General features: G+C 42.1%; 15 protein-coding genes, 1 tRNA gene and 1 pseudogene. 1 reads left to right on the forward strand and 16 read right to left on the reverse strand.

Annotated elements, in window-relative coordinates; genetic code table 11:
- Window positions 1-9: 9 nt before the first annotated feature.
- The 4 genes from htpG to EAH57_RS09585 all read right to left on the reverse strand — a co-directional run bounded on the left by htpG (window position 10) and on the right by EAH57_RS09585 (window position 5,510).
- Complete coding sequence (gene htpG / locus EAH57_RS09570) at window positions 10-1,929, reverse strand: molecular chaperone HtpG (RefSeq protein ID WP_121929857.1); 1,920 nt, start codon at window positions 1,927-1,929, stop codon at window positions 10-12.
- Window positions 1,930-2,103: 174 nt separating this feature from the next.
- On the reverse strand, window positions 2,104-2,706 hold the full coding sequence (locus tag EAH57_RS09575) for an OmpW/AlkL family protein (protein ID WP_121929858.1): 603 nt from the start codon (window positions 2,704-2,706) through the stop codon (window positions 2,104-2,106).
- A 490-nt stretch (window positions 2,707-3,196) separates the two neighbouring features.
- Complete coding sequence (locus EAH57_RS09580) at window positions 3,197-4,561, reverse strand: Na+/H+ antiporter family protein (RefSeq protein ID WP_121929859.1); 1,365 nt, start codon at window positions 4,559-4,561, stop codon at window positions 3,197-3,199.
- Between the two features lie 76 nt (window positions 4,562-4,637).
- Window positions 4,638-5,510 carry an alpha/beta fold hydrolase gene (locus EAH57_RS09585; RefSeq protein ID WP_121929860.1) on the reverse strand — a complete coding sequence of 291 codons (873 nt, stop codon included), beginning with the start codon at window positions 5,508-5,510 and terminating at the stop codon, window positions 4,638-4,640.
- A 115-nt stretch (window positions 5,511-5,625) separates the two neighbouring features.
- On the opposite strand from EAH57_RS09585, the gene EAH57_RS09590 reads away from it, so the two are divergent.
- A complete protein-coding gene (locus EAH57_RS09590; RefSeq protein ID WP_121929861.1) occupies window positions 5,626-6,114 on the forward strand; it encodes a DUF4442 domain-containing protein in 489 nt (162 codons plus the stop codon).
- 87 nt (window positions 6,115-6,201) lie between these two features.
- Here EAH57_RS09590 and EAH57_RS09595 read toward each other — a convergent pair whose 3' ends face one another.
- From EAH57_RS09595 to EAH57_RS09650, 12 genes and pseudogenes are all read right to left on the reverse strand, one after another.
- Entirely contained in the window at window positions 6,202-6,558 is a 357-nt protein-coding gene (locus tag EAH57_RS09595; protein WP_004668277.1) for a YMGG-like glycine zipper-containing protein, read from the reverse strand.
- Window positions 6,559-6,944: 386 nt separating this feature from the next.
- Entirely contained in the window at window positions 6,945-7,310 is a 366-nt protein-coding gene (locus EAH57_RS09600) for a DNA transfer protein p32 (RefSeq protein WP_121929862.1), read from the reverse strand.
- Between the two features lie 168 nt (window positions 7,311-7,478).
- A complete protein-coding gene (gene rpoC / locus EAH57_RS09605) occupies window positions 7,479-11,672 on the reverse strand; it encodes a DNA-directed RNA polymerase subunit beta' (RefSeq protein WP_004668274.1) in 4,194 nt (1,397 codons plus the stop codon).
- 172 nt (window positions 11,673-11,844) lie between these two features.
- Window positions 11,845-15,933: a DNA-directed RNA polymerase subunit beta gene (gene rpoB / locus EAH57_RS09610; RefSeq protein WP_121929863.1), complete on the reverse strand. Its 4,089-nt coding sequence runs from the start codon at window positions 15,931-15,933 to the stop codon at window positions 11,845-11,847.
- 308 nt (window positions 15,934-16,241) lie between these two features.
- Window positions 16,242-16,607, reverse strand: coding sequence for a 50S ribosomal protein L7/L12 (gene rplL, locus EAH57_RS09615; RefSeq protein WP_121929864.1), 366 nt, complete (start codon window positions 16,605-16,607; stop codon window positions 16,242-16,244).
- 48 nt (window positions 16,608-16,655) lie between these two features.
- The gene (rplJ, locus tag EAH57_RS09620) at window positions 16,656-17,162 is read right to left on the reverse strand and encodes a 50S ribosomal protein L10 (protein ID WP_004668265.1); all 507 of its coding nucleotides are present in this window, start codon (window positions 17,160-17,162) and stop codon (window positions 16,656-16,658) included.
- Between the two features lie 297 nt (window positions 17,163-17,459).
- Entirely contained in the window at window positions 17,460-18,155 is a 696-nt protein-coding gene (gene rplA / locus EAH57_RS09625; RefSeq protein ID WP_121929865.1) for a 50S ribosomal protein L1, read from the reverse strand.
- Between the two features lie 3 nt (window positions 18,156-18,158).
- Entirely contained in the window at window positions 18,159-18,587 is a 429-nt protein-coding gene (gene rplK / locus EAH57_RS09630) for a 50S ribosomal protein L11 (protein WP_004668262.1), read from the reverse strand.
- A gap of 111 nt (window positions 18,588-18,698) precedes the next feature.
- Window positions 18,699-19,232 (reverse strand): transcription termination/antitermination protein NusG, encoded by a 534-nt coding sequence (nusG, locus tag EAH57_RS09635; protein WP_004668261.1) that lies wholly within the window; start codon window positions 19,230-19,232, stop codon window positions 18,699-18,701.
- 7 nt (window positions 19,233-19,239) lie between these two features.
- Window positions 19,240-19,680 (reverse strand): preprotein translocase subunit SecE, encoded by a 441-nt coding sequence (gene secE, locus EAH57_RS09640; protein WP_121929866.1) that lies wholly within the window; start codon window positions 19,678-19,680, stop codon window positions 19,240-19,242.
- A gap of 76 nt (window positions 19,681-19,756) precedes the next feature.
- Window positions 19,757-19,832: transfer RNA gene (locus EAH57_RS09645), tRNA-Trp, on the reverse strand.
- Between the two features lie 48 nt (window positions 19,833-19,880).
- Window positions 19,881-20,062, reverse strand: a pseudogene (locus tag EAH57_RS09650) (elongation factor Tu); the annotation flags it as partial.

The raw sequence follows: 20,062 nt of genomic DNA on the forward strand, positions 1-20,062 counted from the left end.
GAAAAGCGTTTATTTCAATAACAAGCTATTAATGCGTTTTACATACGCCGCAGGATCTTCAGGTAAACCACCTTCTGCAATCACAGCCTGATCAAAAATCACATTGGCAAGATCATCAAACTGCGCTGAGCTCTCTAATTTCTTCACTAAAGGATGCTCAGGGTTAATTTCCAATGTTGGTTTAATCTCAGGAACAGCCTGACCCGCTTGTTTAAGCATGCGAATAAGTTGTGGAGAAAGCTCACCTTCACTGGTCACCAAACATGCTGGAGAATCGACCAAACGTGTCGTGACACGAACTTCTTTGGTTTTGTCTTTTAACGATGTCGTTAAACGATCCACAACTGGTTTGAATTGTTCAGCTGCTTGTTCAAGTGCTTTTTTCTCATCAGCATCTTGTAGATCACCCAAGTCTACCGCACCTTTAGAAACGTTCTGTAATGGCGTACCATCAAACTCAAATACAAAGTTCATCGCCCATTCATCAACACGGTCTGCCATGAGCAAAACCTCAATGCCCTTTTTCTTGAACAATTCAAGTTGCGGCGAGTTTTTCGCTGCCATTAAGCTATCAGCCGTCACGTAATAGATGGCTTTCTGTCCCTCTTGCATACGTGCTTTATAATCAGCCAAAGATGTTGATATCTCGTCATTATTTGAAGTCGCATAACGTAATAACTTCAAGATACGATCACGATTTCCAGTATCTTCACCCAAGCCTTCTTTCAGAACTGAACCGAATTCAGCATAGAACGTTTTGAACTTCTCTTGGTCTTTCTCATCTTCCGATTTCGCTAAACCATCGATCAAAGTCAGCACACGGCGCGCATTGCCTTCACGAATGGTTTTAACATCACGGCTTTCTTGCAATAATTCACGGCTGACGTTGAGTGGTAAATCAGCACTATCCACCACGCCTTGTACAAAACGTAAATAGTTTGGAATCAGATTATCCGCTTCATCCATGATGAAGACACGTTTAACGTAAAGCTTGATGCCAGCTTTGGCTTCACGAGTAAATAAATCTTGTTTGGCTTGACTTGGGATATAAAGCAACTGGGTATATTCAGTACTGCCTTCCACACGGTTATGTGCCCACGCCAACGGTTCAGCAAAATCATGGCTGAGGTTCTTATAGAACTCGATGTATTGCTCATCACTGATCTCACTCTTACTACGCGTCCATAGCGCACTGGCAGAGTTAATGGCCTCCCACTCATCGGTCTTGACCATTTGACCGCCTTTCGGCTCTTCACCCTCGGCAGCTTCTTCTTCCTGCCAGACTTCTTTTTGCATCTCAATTGGCAAGCTAATATGGTCAGAATACTTATTGATGATTTGCTTAACTTTCCACGACTCTAAATACTCAAGCGCATCATCACGTAGGTGCAGGATAATATCGGTACCGCGTGTCGCTTTATCGATGCTTTGAACTTCAAACTCACCTGTACCACCACTAATCCAACGTACCCCATCAGCAGCCTCTGAACCTGCTCGACGAGATTCAACCGTAATTTTATCAGCAACAATAAAACCTGAATAAAAACCCACACCAAACTGTCCAATCAACTGCGCATCAGATTTTTGATCGCCAGTCAGCTTAGACATAAAATCTTTGGTTCCCGATTTCGCAATCGTTCCCAAATTATCAATCGCTTCTTGTTGACTTAAACCAATCCCATTATCAGAAATGGTCAGCGTTTTATGGTCTTTATCTAAAGTCACACGAACATGTAAGTTCGGATCATTTTCATAATATTCAGGATGATTGATTCCCTCAAAACGCAACTTATCACATGCATCAGAAGCATTTGAAATCAATTCGCGTAGGAAAATCTCAGGGTTGGAATAGAGAGAATGCGTCACTAAATGCAATAACTGAGCAACTTCAGCTTGGAAACTATAATTTTGTGATGCTTGTTCACTCATAAATCACTCCTTATCTGTGAGGCGTATTAAATTGGATTGATTTATGAATGGTGCATATCTTCGATTTTTCAATACCTCAATTTTAATTTTTTATCTGTTCATTCATTTCAATACGATCAATCTCAAAAATCAAACAAGTCCAACCTTTCGGTAAGACTTGTTTGAGGGATCAACTTAGAATTTATAACTATAGCCAAGGGTATACACCATCGGGTTGATATCCAAATCTGTCAACTTTGTGCCATTAAGTTTTACTTCTGGTTTTAATTGAGCATAACGGGCATCGAAGAAGACTCCCCAATTCTTTGCATCAGCAGGCTGAAAAGTAAAACCTAACTGACCCGCAAAACCAAAATCCTCTTTCACTTTGATTTTTTCGCCTGATAACGGACCTACTGCTTTTTCATCCCAAGCAAGAAAAGCAGTACCGCCTACACCAATATAAGGCGTAAAAGCAGTTGAGTTTTTAAAGTTATATTTCGCCGTAATCGTTGGCGGTAAATGTTTAAGCTTGACCACTTTCGTTCCGTCTAAAGAAACATCATGTGATATCGGTGTTGCAAGCAATAATTCAGCAGAAAAAGGCGTATCTCCAAAGAAATACTCAACAGACGGTGTAAATGCAAACTCATAATCCGCTTTTAACGTACCCACGCCCGCAACTGTTGTTTCATCCGTTGGTGCAATAACACTTGCCCCGACTTTAACTTGAAAACCACCCGCAAAAACAGTTGAAGACATCCCCAATAAAGTAACAATTAATAATTTTTTAAACATTTAAATGACCTCTTTAATAAAATTCTAACCGTGCTATTTATAATAATCATGGGTTTTTATTTTATGCAATATGTATTAATTCCGACCAATTTGATTATATTTTTAAACAACTGATTAACAACAATATATATTTGTAAATATATGTAACAAAAATCATATCCAACTTAATCACTCGGTTTAAACATATGAAAACCAAGTATTTTTGTATAGATTCGTACAGCAAAAAATCAAATCCACCAAGCGATTTAAAAACCAAATAATGTAGTTTTATTTAAGAATGAAGCATTGATAAAAACACAAGTAAAATCACATAAAAGACAAAAAATGTCACTTTATAACCAGATAATTAAATTAAAACCAAATTTTATAATCAATCATCACACCATAATAAAAACAATTCATTAGAAAACAAAAACATTATTTTAAGCTTCGTTCATCTTTTTATTATTTCTTAATATTAAAAATGGCCCTAAATAGAGCCATTTTTGTATTAAAGAACCATCGCGGCGATCCAGCCAAAGACAATCAATGGAATATTAAAATGTATGAAGGTCGGTACAACCGTATCCCGCATATGGTCATGCTGCCCATCTAAATTCAAACCCGATGTTGGACCCAAAGTTGAGTCCGATGCAGGAGAACCCGCATCTCCTAATGCCGCAGCTGTACCAATCAGTGCAATCGTTGCCATTGGGCTAAAGCCAAATTGCAAACATAATGGAACATAAATAATTGCAAGAATCGGCACCGTTGAAAATGAAGAACCGATCCCTAAAGTAATCAATAACCCGACCAAAAGCATGACCAAAGCAGCGAGAGCTTTACTATCACCAATCCAACCAGCAGTTGCTTTGACTAGATCAGGAACTTGATTGGTCGCCTCAATGACAGCAGCAAAACCTTGCGCAGCAATCATGGTGAATCCAACCAATGCCATCATTCGCATCCCACTGACGATGACATCATCAGCCTCTTTCCACTTAAAGATACCCGCACAACTTAATATGGCTACACCCACCAAGCCAGCAACTATCATCGAATCTGAATAAAGCTGCACCGCAATAGTTGCAATAATCGCAAAGGCCGCCATCCATAAGGTAAAAGTGGCAATTTGAGGAGCCTGTTGCTGTTGCGCCATCTCTCCGACAATACTACGTGTCACGTTATGTAAGGGTTTATCTTCATAAACACGCGGCTTACGGTAACTAATAAATACAGCAACCAGTAGACCTAAAAACATTCCCCCAACAGGAATCATCATCGCACGGGGAATCTGATCATTACTGATCTGCAAGCCGTAGCCTTGACCAAAATGATTGATGTTATGTGCAAGGATATCATTTAAGAAAATTGCCCCAAATCCCATTGGCAGGAACATATAGGTTGCAACCAAACCGAAGGTCAACACACTCGCAATTGCTCTACGGTCTAAGCGTAAATGATTGAACACACTCAATAAAGGGGGAATTAAAACAGGAATAAATGCAATATGAACTGGAATAACATTTTGTGAGGCAATCGCAGCTAAGCCAACGGTGATAAAAATGAGAAATTTCACCTGTTTTTGAGCACGAATGTCGCTATCATTTTTAAGAATTTTAACGAGTTTATAGGCCAATAAATCAGGCAACCCAGAACGCGCCAAGGCCAAGGCAAATGCACCTAGCACCCCATAGGCAAGTGCGATTTTCGCTCCGCCACCTAGACCATTATTAAATGCATCTAATGTTCCTTGTAACCCCAAACCAGCCAGTAAACCGCCTGTCAAAGCACCAATCACTAAAGCAAAAACAACAGGAACTCGGCCCAAGGAAAGACCGAACATGACGGCAACCGCAGCAAGAATTGCAAACATAACTTTGAACTAAATGAAACGAGGTCGCCATTTTAGCAGAGTTTAAATTCTGCGATTGCCATCACGTGATTTTTATTTATGCATTTTTCACGATAAATTGACGAATATAATTCGCAATTTTTTCGGGTTGGCTCAACACCGCCCAATGGTTCGCATCCAACTCAACATACTCAAAGTTCTCAACCCATTTCGGCATAGATTCCGTAATATATTCAGGGCTAACAAAAGCATCTCTTTTTAAGACAATTGCCTGTACAGGGCATTGAGCATAGCGTTGGCGCGGTTGAGTTAAAGATGGAATAAAATTAGCGCGGTATAGATTAATCCCATATTTGCCGTCTGCCACAATATTTGCATTCAAAGGTAAATCTTGTTTTTTCTCTAGGCCGCTTAACACCTTGCCCCACTTCTCAGGACTAAACAAAGTCCATACCGTTGGTGCAAGTAGAGGTAAATGGAATGCGCCAATGTACCAAGATTTAGTCAACATTTTTAACACATGGCTCGGTGCTGATTTAAACTTTTCACGCAAATACAAAGATGCATGATCTAAGCAAGGCCCTGAGATCGTCGTATAAGACAATAAACGACCTTTTAATTTTGGTTCAGTCGCTGACTCCCATGATTGTAAAGAACCCCAATCATGCGCTGCCATATGAAAATTACGATTCGGTAATACCTGATCAACGACTTCTTGTAAATCTAATGATAAACGCGGTAAACGATAGTCTTTAATGCGCTTTGGAATCGAAGATAAGCCTGCACCACGTACATCATAGGTAACAACAAAATAGTCATTCACCAGTTTTTCAATAATCGGTTCCCATACTTCTTGGTTGTCAGGATAGCCATGTACTAACACCAATGCTGGCTTTTTCTCATCACCCCATGTTTTTACACACAGCGTTTGCTGATCAGAGGTGGTTACAGTTTCTACTTGTACTTGCATAATTGTTTCCCATTTTGTTTTCAGACGGCTTGGTCGTTCAATCAGCCATTGCCAGCGATACTATAAAAATGATACTTATGCAGTATGAATTGAGTTGTAAGAAAAAAAATTGACCATGAAAAGCTTTTTCAAAAAAATTCGAACCATTCCTGTGGTTGCAAAATTTATGATCAACCACTACTCCCCGTATCGTGGTGCAGGAATTGCGATTGAGACCATGGATTTGGATAATTACCACATTCGAGTCAAAATGCCGCTTACTAGAAAAAATCGTAATATTGTGGGTACGCATTTTGGTGGTAGTTTATATTCGATGGTTGATCCGTTTTATATGCTAATCCTGATGCACCATCTAGGGCATAAATATATCGTCTGGGATAAAAGCGCCACCATTAATTTCATATCGCCCGGCCGCAATACTGTTTATGCTGATATTAAACTGAGTGCCGTTGAAATTGCAGAAATTAAGCAATTGGCTGAAAATCATGAACCCGTGTTACGTCACTACACCTTAAATATCATCGATGATGCTGGTACACGCATTGCGGAAGTTGAAAAAGTTTTATACATCCGCCGTAAAAAGCCGAAAGCCACATCAAAATAAAAGCGCTTAAAAATAAAAAATGCCTGCACTTTATCGCTTGCAGACATTCTTATTCATAACATTTAAGGCTGTTGAAAGCCCCAAGAACTATTTCTTTTCTTGGATTGCTGCACCAGCACCACCACCGATCGCGCCACCAATCGCAGCACCTGAGTCGCCGCCGAAGATCGCTTTACCGACAACCGAGCCGATACCTGCACCAACGGCACTACTGGTCGTGGTCTTGCTACTACCACCTTGGGTATTCGCACCAACACCAGCACCCGCTGCCGCACCGACACCAGCACCTAGACCGCCACCAACATGATTACCTACACCACCGCCTACAGCACCACCTAATGCAGCCGCACCAATACGTTGATCAGATGCACTCATATTTTGACAGCCTGTAAACATAACCGTAGACAACATAGCTGCAGAAACTAAAGCAATTGTTTTTTTCATAACCGTATTCACTCCTTTCTGTTCTTATAAAAAGCATAGTCTTCTTTTATGAGTATTTTGATCATATTGTGTTATCACACTGTCCTAATCGATTGATATTTTGTAAAGCACCTTTCCCTATTCAGACACCCATCTCGTTAGAACTGCATAGACCTGAACCAATCAAGAGCCAAATCGAGCATAAGTTTAATATTCTAAAAGCTGTTAAAAAACTTCTAAACATATCCATATCAGGACATGGCAGTTGTCCAAAGCGTATAACCTCCCATCCACTAATGATCCAATAATACAATCTGGAAAGCTTGCTATTGCAATGCCACCTAATTAAAAAAGCCCTTATCAAAATAAGAGCTTCTTCAAACTTCTAATAAACACTCAGCGTATTTTTAGTACTTACCCTTTTTTTCGCCATACGCAGCTCCAGCACTACCACCAAGCGCTCCACCTGTTGCTGCACCAGCACTGCCACCAAGTACTGCGCCGCCAAGCCATGCACCTACACCTGCACCAATCGCACTATTTCTTGTATTTTTACTATTTGCACCTTTTGTATTTGCTGCAACACCGGCGCCAACCGCGGCGCCAAGCCCTGCACCTAAATTACCACCAAGATTTTTACCTACAGCACCACCTGCACCACCGCCAATTGCTGCAGCACCGATACGTTTACTTTCTGGGCTTGCGTGCTGACAACCTGCCAAGATTGTCGATGACATCAATACCGCACCCATGAGTATCATCATTTTTTTCATTGGAACTACTCCTCTCTTTCTATGCAATAAGATAGTCATATTTCATGAAGTATCTATTCAGATCAGGTAATGAAACATTAACGCTCTAAGGTGTTTTTGTAAGGCTTTACTCGTATTTCCTTCATAAAAAAAGACACCCGAAGGTGTCTTTTTTGATTTAGCTAGAACTTAGAATTGATCAGAGTTCAACGCTTGGCTAAATGCTTGGTCAACTTCACTAAAGTCATTGTGAAGTTCTAATTCAGCAGCTTCTGCTTCTTGACGACGACGTTCTAAGTGATACGCAAGACCCGTACCCGCTGGGATCAAACGACCCACAACCACGTTTTCTTTCAAGCCACGTAAGTCATCTTCTTTACCTGTTACAGCCGCTTCAGTTAACACACGTGTTGTTTCCTGGAACGATGCAGCAGAAATAAATGAGTCAGTAGAAAGCGATGCTTTGGTAATACCCATTAATAAACGCTCAAACTTCGCAGAGAATTTATTCTGAGCAGATACCGCTTGGTTCTCTTGAACAACGCGAATGTAATCCACTTGCTCGCCTTTGATGAAGCTAGTATCACCACCCTCAGTAATATCAACTTTACGCAACATTTGACGTACGATAACTTCAATGTGCTTATCGTTGATTTTTACACCTTGGAGACGATATACATCTTGAACTTCGTTCACGATGTAGTTGGTCAATGCCACTTCACCTTTCAAACGCAAGATATCATGTGGATTCTGAGGACCATCAGAAATGGTTTCACCACGATTCACATGTTCGCCTTCGAACACGTTAATGGTACGCCATTTCGGAATAAGCTCTTCGTAAATCTCAGAACCATCATCTGGTGTGATCACCAAACGATTCTTACCTTTAGTCTCTTTACCAAAACTCACAACACCTGACACTTCAGCCAAGATTGCATGCTCTTTCGGTTTACGTGCTTCGAACAAATCAGCTACACGTGGTAGACCACCGGTAATATCACGGGTACGTGAAGTTTCCTGTGGTACACGACCAAGTACATCACCGACACCAATCGTTGCACCATCACGGACGGTTACGATTGTATTTTGTGGCAAGAAGTAGAACTGTTCACCACCATCAGTTGTATCCAACACGATTGCAGGACGCAAATCTTTACCAGAAGCAGGACGTGCTGTAACAGGCAAGATTTCAACAGTAGTCATACCTGTTGCATCATCTGTTTTAGAGGTCGCAGTCACACCATCAGCGATTTGGCTGAAGCGTGCTTTACCTGCAACTTCTGTCACAAGTGGATGGGTATGTGGATCCCAAGTCGCAACGATACCGCCCGCTTCTACAGATTCACCATCTTTCAACAAGATGCTTGCACCGTAAGGAAGTTTATAGCGCTCACGCTCACGACCTAAGTCATCCGCAATACCAATTTCACCTGAACGTGAAACTGAAACCAAGTGACCTTTGTTGTGTTCTACTGTTTTCACATTGTGGAAACGTACAGTACCTTTATTACGGACTTGAACACTGTTTGCAGCAGATGTTCGGCTCGCAGCACCACCGACGTGGAAGGTACGCATCGTTAACTGTGTACCTGGTTCACCGATTGACTGTGCAGCCATTACACCAACAGACTCACCTGGGTTCACCAAGTGACCACGTGCAAGATCACGGCCATAACAGCGCGCACATACACCGAAGGTAGATTCACATGCAATCACTGAACGTACTTTAACTTCATCGACACCCGCTTCTTCAAGCTGAGCAGCGATTTTCTCATCGATTAACGTACCACGTGGCAATACCACTTCATCATCAGATGCACGACGTACATCTTCAGCAGTTACACGACCCAATACACGATCGCGTAATGGTTCAATGACATCACCACCTTGAATAAATGGTGTCATCACTAAACCGCCAGCTGTACCACAATCAGGCTCAGTAATCACCAAATCTTGTGCTACATCGACTAGACGACGCGTTAAGTAACCAGAGTTTGCAGTTTTCAATGCAGTATCGGCCAAACCTTTACGTGCACCATGTGTTGAAATGAAGTACTGAAGTACAGTCAAGCCTTCACGGAAGTTTGCTTTAATCGGCGTTTCAATGATCGAACCATCTGGTTTCGCCATCAAACCACGCATACCAGCAAGCTGACGAATCTGCGCCGCACTACCACGGGCACCAGAGTCAGACATCATATAAATTGAGTTAAATGATTTCTGCTTTTCGTCAACACCGTCACGGTTTTTAACCGTAACAAAAGACAAGTTGTCCATCATTGCTTTGGCAACTTGGTCATTGGTACGTGCCCAAATATCGACAACCTTGTTGTAACGCTCACCAGCAGTTACGAAACCTTGCTCAAACTGTTGTTCGATTTCACGAACTTCTGTTTCAGCTTTATCGATAATCGTATACTTGGTTGGTGGAATCAACATGTCTTCCATACCGACTGATACACCTGAACGCGTCGCTTGACGGAAGCCCAAATACATCAATTGGTCAGCGAAGATAACAGTATCTTTCAAACCAAGTTTACGGTAGCAAGAGTTGATTAACTTAGAGATGTTTTTCTTGGTCATCTCAAGGTTAATCGATTCAAAGCTTAAACCTTGTGGAACAACTTCCCACAACAAGCAACGACCAGGCGTGGTATCAACAATAATGGTTTGTTGTTCACGTTGACCATTTTCATCGATCACTGTTTGATGTACACGTACTTTTACGCGTGCATGAATCGCAACTTGACCTGTTGCCAACGCACGGTTTACTTCGTGTGTATCAGCAAACATCATGCCTTCACCTTTGGCATTTACCGCATCACGTGTGATGTAGTAAAGACCCAAGACAACGTCCTGAGAAGGAACGATGATCGGCTCACCATTTGCAGGTGACAAGATGTTGTTGGTTGACATCATCAAGGCACGAGCTTCTAACTGTGCTTCAAGCGTCAATGGAACGTGTACCGCCATTTGGTCACCATCGAAGTCGGCGTTAAACGCAGCACATACGAGTGGGTGAAGACGGATCGCTTTACCTTCGATCAGAATAGGTTCAAATGCTTGAAGACCTAGACGGTGAAGTGTTGGCGCACGGTTCAACATCACTGGATGTTGACGAATTACAGATGCTAGAACGTCCCAAACTTCAGGTGTTTCACGCTCAACCATTTTCTTCGCAGCTTTAATGGTTGTTGCCTGACCTGATGCTTGTAATTTTGCGAAAATAAATGGCTTGAATAATTCAAGTGCCATTTTCTTCGGAAGACCACATTGGTGAAGACGTAAAGTAGGACCAACAGTAATTACCGAACGACCAGAATAGTCAACACGCTTACCGAGTAAGTTCTGACGGAAACGACCTTGCTTACCTTTGATCATATCTGCCAAAGATTTCAATGGACGTTTGTTCGAACCAGTAATCGCACGACCACGACGACCGTTGTCTAACAACGCATCGACAGACTCTTGCAACATACGTTTTTCGTTACGCACGATAATGTCTGGTGCTGATAGATCAAGTAGACGCTTCAAACGGTTGTTACGGTTAATCACACGACGATAAAGATCATTCAAGTCAGACGTCGCAAAACGACCACCTTCAAGTGGTACAAGTGGACGAAGATCTGGCGGAAGTACTGGAAGTACAGTTAACACCATCCATTCTGGCTTGTTGTTTGAATCTTTGAAAGCTTCCATCAATTTCAAACGCTTAGACGCTTTTTTAAGTTTCGTCTCAGAGGTTGTTTGAGGAATTTCTTCACGCAAACGTGCAATTTCAGCTTCAAGATCGATATCTTTCAATAGATCTTGGATTGCTTCAGCACCCATTTTTGCAGTGAATTCATCGCCATGTTCTTCAAGCGCATTGAAGTATTCTTCGTCTGTTAAAAGTTGATACTTTTCAAACGGAGTCATGCCTGGATCTGTCACAACATATGATTCAAAATACAATACGCGTTCGATGTCACGTAATGTCATATCAAGTAACAAACCGATACGGCTTGGCAATGATTTTAAGAACCAAATATGCGCAACTGGCGAAGCAAGATCAATGTGACCCATGCGCTCACGACGTACTTTAGCAGTCGTAACCTCGACGCCACATTTTTCACAAATGACGCCTTTATATTTCATACGCTTGTATTTGCCACACAAGCATTCGTAATCTTTAACTGGACCAAAGATCTTGGCACAGAACAAACCGTCACGTTCAGGTTTAAAAGTACGGTAATTAATGGTTTCTGGTTTTTTTACTTCACCGTGAGACCATGACTTAATCATTTCTGGTGACGCAAGACCAATACGGATACGGTCAAATTCAACAGGTGCATGACCTTCTGAATCCGTTTTCTTACGCATGATATCGAGCAAGTCTTTCAATTTTTTTCTCCGTGTGTCGGGGAGCTAAGCTCGCCCGACTGGGTCACAAATATTGTTTTTTAACTGAATAATCCTCCCTCAGTCCCTCCTTTTTCTAAGGAGGGAAGCCCCTACTCTTTCGAGTGGGAACTCCCCCTTTCATAAAGGGGGCTGAGGGGGGATTAATGGCTAATTAGTCACCATTTTTCAGTTCAATGTTGATACCTAAAGAACGGATCTCTTTGGTCAATACGTTGAACGATTCAGGCATACCCGGATCCATATAATGGTTACCATCTACAATATTCTTATAGATGCGAGTACGACCTTCGACGTCATCCGATTTCACAGTGAGCATTTCTTGGAGTGTATATGCTGCACCATATGCTTCAAGTGCCCAGACTTCCATCTCACCAAAACGCTGACCACCGAATTGTGCTTTACCACCAAGCGGCTGCTGTGTCACAAGCGAGTAAGAACCAGTTGAACGCGCATGCATTTTGTCATCAACCAAGTGGTTCAATTTGAGCATGTACATGTAACCCACAGTTACAGGACGGTCAAACTGTTCACCTGTACGGCCATCAAACAAAGTCTGTTGACCAGAACGCGGCAATTCAGCAAGTTCAAGTAATTCTTTAATTTGGCTTTCTTCAGCACCATCAAAAACTGGTGTCGCCAAAGGAACACCTGCACGTAAGTTACCTGCAAGCTTCAACACTTCTTCATCAGTTAAGCTATCAAGATCTTCTTGCTCGCCACCAACTTTGTTGTAAATCTTATCGAGGAACAAACGAAGTTCAGCAACGGTGCGTTGTTGTTGCAGCATCTTATCGATCTGTTCACCCAAACCTTTTGCCGCCAAGCCCAAATGGGTTTCAAGAATCTGACCCACGTTCATACGCGACGGTACACCCAATGGGTTCAATACGATGTCAACTGGTACACCATTGGCATCATGCGGCATATCTTCAACAGGTAAGATGTTAGAGACAACACCCTTGTTCCCGTGACGACCCGCCATCTTATCACCCGGTTGGATACGACGTTTCACTGCAAGGTAAACCTTAACAACTTTTAATACACCCGTTGTTAATTCATCACCTGTAGAGAGTTTGCGTTTCTTCTCGGCAAATTTCTCATCAATCTCGATACTCTTCTCTTTCAAGAATACCTGAATTTGAGTTAAACGTTCAGCAATTGCTTCATCTGTTGGTTGGATTTCTAACAAATCAACCAGCTCTAAACCAGACAACATATCTTCTGCAAGTTTATCGCCGCGCTTCGTTGTGCCGCCACCATTAGACTCTTTGCCTTTCAACAAGCGAACAATACGTTCACGTGCTGCTTCTTCAAAGATTTTGTATTCTTCTTTCAAATCTTTACGGTAAGCATCAAGCTGTGCTTTTTCAATCGCTTGTGCACGATCATCTTTTTCCAAGCCATCACGTGTGAAGACTTGAACATCGATCACTGTACCTTTGGTACCAGATGGAACGCGTAAAGATGAATCTTTTACATCAGCTGCTTTTTCACCAAAGATAGCGCGAAGTAATTTTTCTTCAGGTGTTAACTGTGTTTCACCTTTAGGGGTTACTTTACCAACAAGGATGTCACCTGCTGTAACTTCAGCACCGATATAAACAATACCAGACTCATCCAACTTAGAAAGCGCTGCTTCACCAACGTTAGGAATATCGGCAGTAATTTCTTCTGCACCTAATTTGGTATCACGTGCGACACATGACAATTCTTGGATATGAATCGAAGTTAAACGGTCTTCTTGAAGCACACGCTCTGAAAGTAAGATCGAGTCTTCGTAGTTATAACCGTTCCATGTCATGAATGCGACGCGCATGTTTTGACCAAGCGCAAGCTCACCCATATCAGTCGATGGACCATCAGCCAAGATATCACCACGCGCAACTTTGTCGCCCATGTTCACGATAACATTTTGGTTGATACAAGTATTTTGGTTCGAACGGGTATATTTGATCAGGTTGTAAATGTCTACACCTGCTTCACCAGCAATCATTTCATCTTCGTTTACACGAATAACGATACGTGACGCATCAACATACTCGATCGCACCACCACGGCCTGCGATCACACATACACCAGAGTCACGCGCTACGTTTGCTTCCATACCCGTACCAACAAGCGGCTTGTCCGCACGCAAAGTAGGAACGGCCTGACGTTGCATGTTTGAACCCATCAATGCACGGTTCGCATCATCGTGTTCAAGGAACGGAATCAATGACGCTGCAACAGAAACAACCTGCTGTGCAGATACGTCCATGTGAGTGACACGCTCAGGTGACATACGAACGAAATCACCCTGATGACGTACAGAAACCATTTCTTCAGTCAAAGTACCTTCTTTATCAACTGCTGAATCGGCCTGTGCAATAACAGTACCTACTTCTTCAATTGCAGATAAGTACTCAACCGCATCAGTAACACGACCATCTACAACTTTACGGTAAGGTGTTTCTAAGAAACCAAAGTTGTTTGTTTTTGCATAAACAGAAAGCGAGTTGATCAAACCGATGTTTGGACCCTCAGGCGTTTCAATTGGACAAACACGACCATAATGCGTTTGATGTACGTCACGAACCTCAAAGCCCGCACGTTCACGTGTTAAACCACCAGGCCCAAGCGCTGATACACGACGTTTGTGTGTAATTTCAGATAATGGGTTGTTTTGATCCATGAACTGAGACAATTGGCTTGAACCAAAGAATTCTTTGATTGCAGCAGCAACTGGTTTTGCGTTGATCAAATCCTGTGGAGACAGGTTATCCGCTTCAGCTTGGCTCAAACGCTCTTTAACAGCACGTTCAACACGTACCAAACCAACACGGAACTGGTTTTCTGTCATTTCACCAACAGAACGTACACGACGGTTACCCAAGTGATCGATATCATCGACTTCACCTTTACCGTTACGGATTTCAACCAATGTACGAAGTACATCAATGATATCGTCGTGCGATAAAATACCTTCAACTTCACGAGACTTTTGATCAGTACCGACTTCGTATGGACGACCCAAACGACGGTTAAACTTCATACGACCAACAGGCGACAAGTCATAACGCTCAGAAGAGAAGAATAAGTTATTAAATAAATTATCTGCAGCTTCTTTCGTCGGTGGCTCACCTGGACGCATTACTTTGTAGATTTCAACAAGTGCTTCTTCACGACCCGTTGTGGTATCTGCACGTAATGTATCAGCAATAAAAGAACCACGGTCGATATCGTTAGTAAATAGGATGTTAAATTGCTTAACACCACCTTCAGCTAACTTCACCATCACTTCATGGCTTAACAAGGTATTTGCAGCAATCACCTCACCATCTTTTAATGGGATATCTTCAGCGGTGATACGCTCATACAAATATTCATCAGGTACAGAAAGCTTAGCTAAATTAGCCGCTTCCATTTGACGTACGTGACGCGCATTAATACGTTTACCTTGCTCTACAATCACTTTGCCGTCATTGTCTGCAATATCAAACTGCGCCATTTCTCCGCGCAAGCGATCTGGAATAAGGTCAATTTGATAGCTACCCATATCAAGATATACAGGTACTTTTTCGTAGAACAAATTCAAAATTTGCGCATTGCTATAATTTAAAGCACGTAGAATCACAGTCGCCAACAATTTACGACGACGGTCAATACGTACAAACACAAGATCTTTTGCGTCAAATTCAAAGTCTAACCATGAACCACGGTAAGGGATAATACGTGCTGAGTACAACACTTTACCACTTGAGTGGGTTTTACCCTTGTCATGGTCAAAGAATACACCTGGCGAACGGTGTAACTGCGATACGATCACACGCTCAGTACCATTGATAACGAAAGTACCGTTATCGGTCATGAGTGGCATTTCACCCATGTACACTTCTTGCTCACGAACGTCTTTAATTGATTTCGTTTCACGATCTTTAATGATCAAACGAATTTTTACGCGCATTGGTGCTGCATAAGTCGAACCACGTAAAATACATTCACGCACGTCAAACTCAGGCTTACCAAGACTATACTCAACAAATTCTAAAGCAGCATTGCCAGAATAACTTTCAATAGGAAAAACTGAACGAAATGCGGCTTGGAGACCGATATCTTCGCGGTTCTTTGGAGTTTTGCCACCTTGTAAAAACGTACGGTACGAATCGACTTGAATCGAAAGTAAATACGGTGCTTCCATCACTTGGGGCAATTTACCAAAATTCTTACGGATCCGTTTCTTTTCGGTATATGAGTATGCCATCTGGAGTCCTCGGGAAGTAAACTAAGCCCGCCTGCAGAACGGGCCTAGAAGGATTACGCAGGCCGATATGGCCACCACTGTTTACAAATGCTGCAATTTTTAGTGGTATTAAAACGCTTAACAATATTTTTATAAGCAAAAAACATTGTTAAGCGTTTGATATTAGTCTTTTTATTGCAAAAACCCGCATTTTATATGCGAAACTAACAAAAAACGAGCCGATTATTGTAACGCAAAAAGGCTGATGACCCAAGAGCCATCAGCCATTTTTTGGAGCCGATTATCAAAAAAACCGACTCCCTACAGTATTACTTAAGTGTAACTGTAGCGCCAGCAGCTTCAAGCTTCTTCTTAAGCTCTTCGCCTTCTTCTTTAGAAACGCCTTCTTTAAGAACAGCAGGAGCGCCTTCAACAAGATCTTTCGCTTCTTTAAGACCAAGACCAGTCGCTTCACGTACTGCTTTAATTACCGCAACTTTGTTCGCGCCGAAAGAAGTCAACTCAACGTTGAATTCAGTTTGCTCTTCAGCAACAGCAGCAGCAGGACCAGCAGCTACAGCTACAGCAGCAGCAGATACGTTGAATTTTTCTTCGAAAGCAGAAATAAGTTCAACAAGCTCAAGAACAGTTTTTTCAGCAACTGCGTTTAGGATTTCTTCGTTTGTTAAAGCCATGAGAGTAACTCCAAATGGGTATTGAATGGTGTGAAAGTAGATTTAAACTTAAGCAGCTTCTGACTCGTTTTTCTCTTGAAGCGCTGTAAGTAAGCGACCCAATTTCGAAATAGGAGCTTGAAGAACAGAGGCAAGCATAGTAAGCGCTTTTTCTTGGTTCGGAAGATTTGCGATAACGCTAATGTCCGCACCTTGATAAACTTTGCCATCAAATGCGGCAGCCTTTAATTCAAATGCTTTATTAGTTTTAGCAAATTCTTCGAACAAGCGTGCAGCTGCACCCATATCGTCTTCAGAAGTTGAGAATGCTAAGATTGTTGGACCAACAAGGTCGTCATTCAAGATAGCGAATGGCGTATCTTGAAGAGCACGTTTAGCCAAAGTATTACGTACAACACGTGTAGCAACACCTAACTTACGAGCTTCAACACGGAGAGCAGTTAATTGCTCAACCGTTAAACCTTGGTAGTCAGCAACAACGGCAGCGAACGCTGTAGAAGCAATTTCACTTACTTCAGCAACGATCTGTTTTTTGTCTTCGATAAGAAGAGCCATTGTAAAACCTCCTAACGGTGATTTATGTACTCAAATGAGTACACTCCCAATTCGCAAGTCTTAATTCAGACTTACACGCGGAGGAGGAATAAATCACACCACCGCGTCTACTCAGACTGGATTTTTAAGAAGAATATTCGAAAATATTCCTCGCCTGAGGTCTTTGACGCTGATAAATATTTATTTATCAATTCAAAGTTTGCCTAAGTTTGCAAGTAGTCCGAAACCGGTTTCTCTTGCGTAATATTTGAAGCAGTGCTTCAAATATTACTCAGGGCTTTAAAATTCTTTTCTAAATTATTTAGAAATATTGCTTACGTCAACAATAAGACCAGGACCCATAGTAGAGCTCAAAGTGATCTTTTTAACGTATACGCCTTTAGATGTTGCAGGTTTTAACTTTTTCAAGTCTGCAACCAAAGCTTCAAGGTTTTGACGTACAGCTTCTTCGCTAAAGCCAAGTTGACCGATCGCAGCGTGGATAATACCCGCTTTGTCGACACGGTAACGTGCTTGACCAGATTTAGCGTTTTTAACTGCATTCGCAACATCAGGAGTCACTGTACCCACTTTAGGGTTTGGCATTAAGCCACGTGGACCAAGAATCGTACCAAGCTTACCTACAACACGCATAGCGTCAGGTGCAGCAATGACAACGTCAAAGTCAAGATTACCTTTCTGAATGCTTTCAGCTAAGTCTTCAAAACCAACGATATCAGCGCCTTCAGCTTTAGCAGCTTCAGCAGCAGCACCTTGTGCAAATACTGCAACACGTACAGTTTTACCAGTACCCGCAGGTAAAGTTGTCGCACCACGAACCACTTGATCAGATTTACGTGGATCAACCCCAAGGTTTACCGCAACATCTAGAGATTCTTTGAACTTAGCAGCTGGAAGGCTGTTGAGAACTTGTACTGCTTCTTCCAAAGTGTAAACTTTGTTTGCTTCTACAGCAGCAGCAATGGCTTTTTGACGTTTAGTTAACTTTGCCATGTCTTATAGCTCCACTTCCAAGCCCATAGAACGTGCAGAACCAGCAATGGTACGAACACGAGCGTCTAAATCAGCACCAGTTAAATCTGGTTCTTTAGTAGTCGCAATTTCTTCTAGTTGAGCACGAGTCAACTTACCCACTTTAGTTTTGTTAGGTACAGCTGAACCCTTTTGAATACCAGCAGCTTTCTTAAGAAGAATAGATGCAGGTGGAGTTTTCATGATGAAAGTGAACGACTTGTCGTTGTACACAGTAATCACGACAGGAATCGGCAAACCAACTTCAAGTTTTTGTGTAGCAGCATTGAATTCTTTACAGAATGCCATGATGTTTACACCACGTTGACCCAAAGCAGGACCAATTGGTGGAGATGGATTTGCTTTACCAGCTGGGACTTGCAGCTTGATATAGCCGTCAATCTTCTTAGCCATTAAAAATTACCTCTGGGTACAAACGCCGTTAGGCTCCCCAAAAATCAAGTAACGCCAAAGCATTACAACAACAATGCCCGACAAAATCGGGCGCTTTCCAACCAACTCAAATTAAATCGTTTTTTCGACTTGGCGAAACTCGAGTTCAACCTGAGTAGGTCGATTAAATACATTAATCGTCAACGTTAAACGTGACTTCTCGTATTGTACTTCCTCCACGACCCCTTTAAAGTCAGTGAACGGACCATCAATAACGAGTAATTCTTCACCTGGTTCAAACATCGTCTTAGGACGAGGTGCTTCACCAAGATTACGCACACGAGCAAGAATTGCATCTGCTTCACGCTGCGTGATTGGTGCTGGTTTTTCTGGTGTGCCACCAATAAAACCAAGAACCTTTGGACACTCTTTTACAATGTGCCAAGTATCATCATTCATTTCCATTTCGACTAACACATAGCCAGGAAAGAATTTACGTTCAGACTTGCGCTTCTTTCCGTCCTTCATTTCCACTACTTCTTCAGTAGGAACAAGAACTTCACCAAAGCTATCAGCTACTGTGCTACGTTGAATTCGTTCATTAAGTGAACGCATTACTTGTTTTTCAAAACCTGAATAGGCATGAATAATATACCAACGTTTCATTGCGCTCTTACCCGATAATTAACTTAATAAACCAGCCTAACCCATAATCAAAACACCACAATACGATTGCTGTTATGATTACAACCAAAAGCACTTGCCACGAGGTCGTGATCGTCTCTTGTTTTGTCGGCCAAGCCACTCGACGTAGTTCTATTCGCGCATCTTGCAATAAACGCACAAAGCCCTTACCTTGATGGGTGGCGTATAATAAACCTAAAGCGACGACGATACAAGCCAAAATTACCCCGATGCGCACCCAAATATCATTTGCGGGTGCCCAATGGGCTGGCAAATACTGATTTACCATTGCTGAACCAATCAATAAAGCTAGAGCAATCAACCATAAGACGACATCTAATGGAGAGCCCGAGCGCACAACTTCTGCAGCATTATTTCTTTGGGGAATTGGCGCGTCGCTTAATGCGTCACGCGATTTATCATTCGACATTTTTTTACTCGTCGTAGAATTCGCGACTTATTATATGACAACTTAGCCAGAATCAAGCTTTTTTATTTAAAAAAAGTGGCAGGTCAGGAGGGACTCGAACCCCCAACATTCGGTTTTGGAGACCGACGCTCTACCAATTGAACTACTGACCTATTATGCAAATCGAAAGCCGAAGCTTCCGATTTGAATCGCATATCGTATTATGCAGTTACTTTCGCAACAACACCAGCACCTACAGTACGACCACCTTCACGAATCGCAAAACGTAGACCTGGGTCCATTGCGATTGGGTGAATTAATTCTACTGACATTTCAACGTTGTCACCTGGCATAACCATTTCAACGCCGTCTTGTAATTGGATTGCGCCAGTTACGTCAGTTG

Origin of the sequence: Acinetobacter sp. 2JN-4, assembly GCF_003687745.1 — a bacterium.
GTDB lineage: Bacteria > Pseudomonadota > Gammaproteobacteria > Pseudomonadales > Moraxellaceae > Acinetobacter > Acinetobacter halotolerans.

Bases quoted from the DNA above. Each gene is read 5' to 3' on its own strand.
- EAH57_RS09595 (WP_004668277.1), bottom strand. From the start codon at position 6,558: ATGAAAAAAACAATTGCTTTAGTTTCTGCAGCTATGTTGTCTACGGTT.
- rplA (WP_121929865.1), bottom strand. From the start codon at position 18,155: ATGGCAAAGTTAACTAAACGTCAAAAAGCCATTGCTGCTGCTGTAGAA.
- nusG (WP_004668261.1), bottom strand. From the start codon at position 19,232: ATGAAACGTTGGTATATTATTCATGCCTATTCAGGTTTTGAAAAACAA.
- htpG (WP_121929857.1), bottom strand. From the start codon at position 1,929: ATGAGTGAACAAGCATCACAAAATTATAGTTTCCAAGCTGAAGTTGCT.
- rplJ (WP_004668265.1), bottom strand. From the start codon at position 17,162: ATGGCTCTTCTTATCGAAGACAAAAAACAGATCGTTGCTGAAGTAAGT.
- rplL (WP_121929864.1), bottom strand. From the start codon at position 16,607: ATGGCTTTAACAAACGAAGAAATCCTAAACGCAGTTGCTGAAAAAACT.
- secE (WP_121929866.1), bottom strand. From the start codon at position 19,680: ATGTCGAATGATAAATCGCGTGACGCATTAAGCGACGCGCCAATTCCC.
- EAH57_RS09585 (WP_121929860.1), bottom strand. From the start codon at position 5,510: ATGCAAGTACAAGTAGAAACTGTAACCACCTCTGATCAGCAAACGCTG.
- EAH57_RS09590 (WP_121929861.1), top strand. From the start codon at position 5,626: ATGAAAAGCTTTTTCAAAAAAATTCGAACCATTCCTGTGGTTGCAAAA.
- rpoB (WP_121929863.1), bottom strand. From the start codon at position 15,933: ATGGCATACTCATATACCGAAAAGAAACGGATCCGTAAGAATTTTGGT.
- EAH57_RS09600 (WP_121929862.1), bottom strand. From the start codon at position 7,310: ATGAAAAAAATGATGATACTCATGGGTGCGGTATTGATGTCATCGACA.
- EAH57_RS09575 (WP_121929858.1), bottom strand. From the start codon at position 2,706: ATGTTTAAAAAATTATTAATTGTTACTTTATTGGGGATGTCTTCAACT.
- EAH57_RS09580 (WP_121929859.1), bottom strand. From the start codon at position 4,561: ATGTTTGCAATTCTTGCTGCGGTTGCCGTCATGTTCGGTCTTTCCTTG.
- rplK (WP_004668262.1), bottom strand. From the start codon at position 18,587: ATGGCTAAGAAGATTGACGGCTATATCAAGCTGCAAGTCCCAGCTGGT.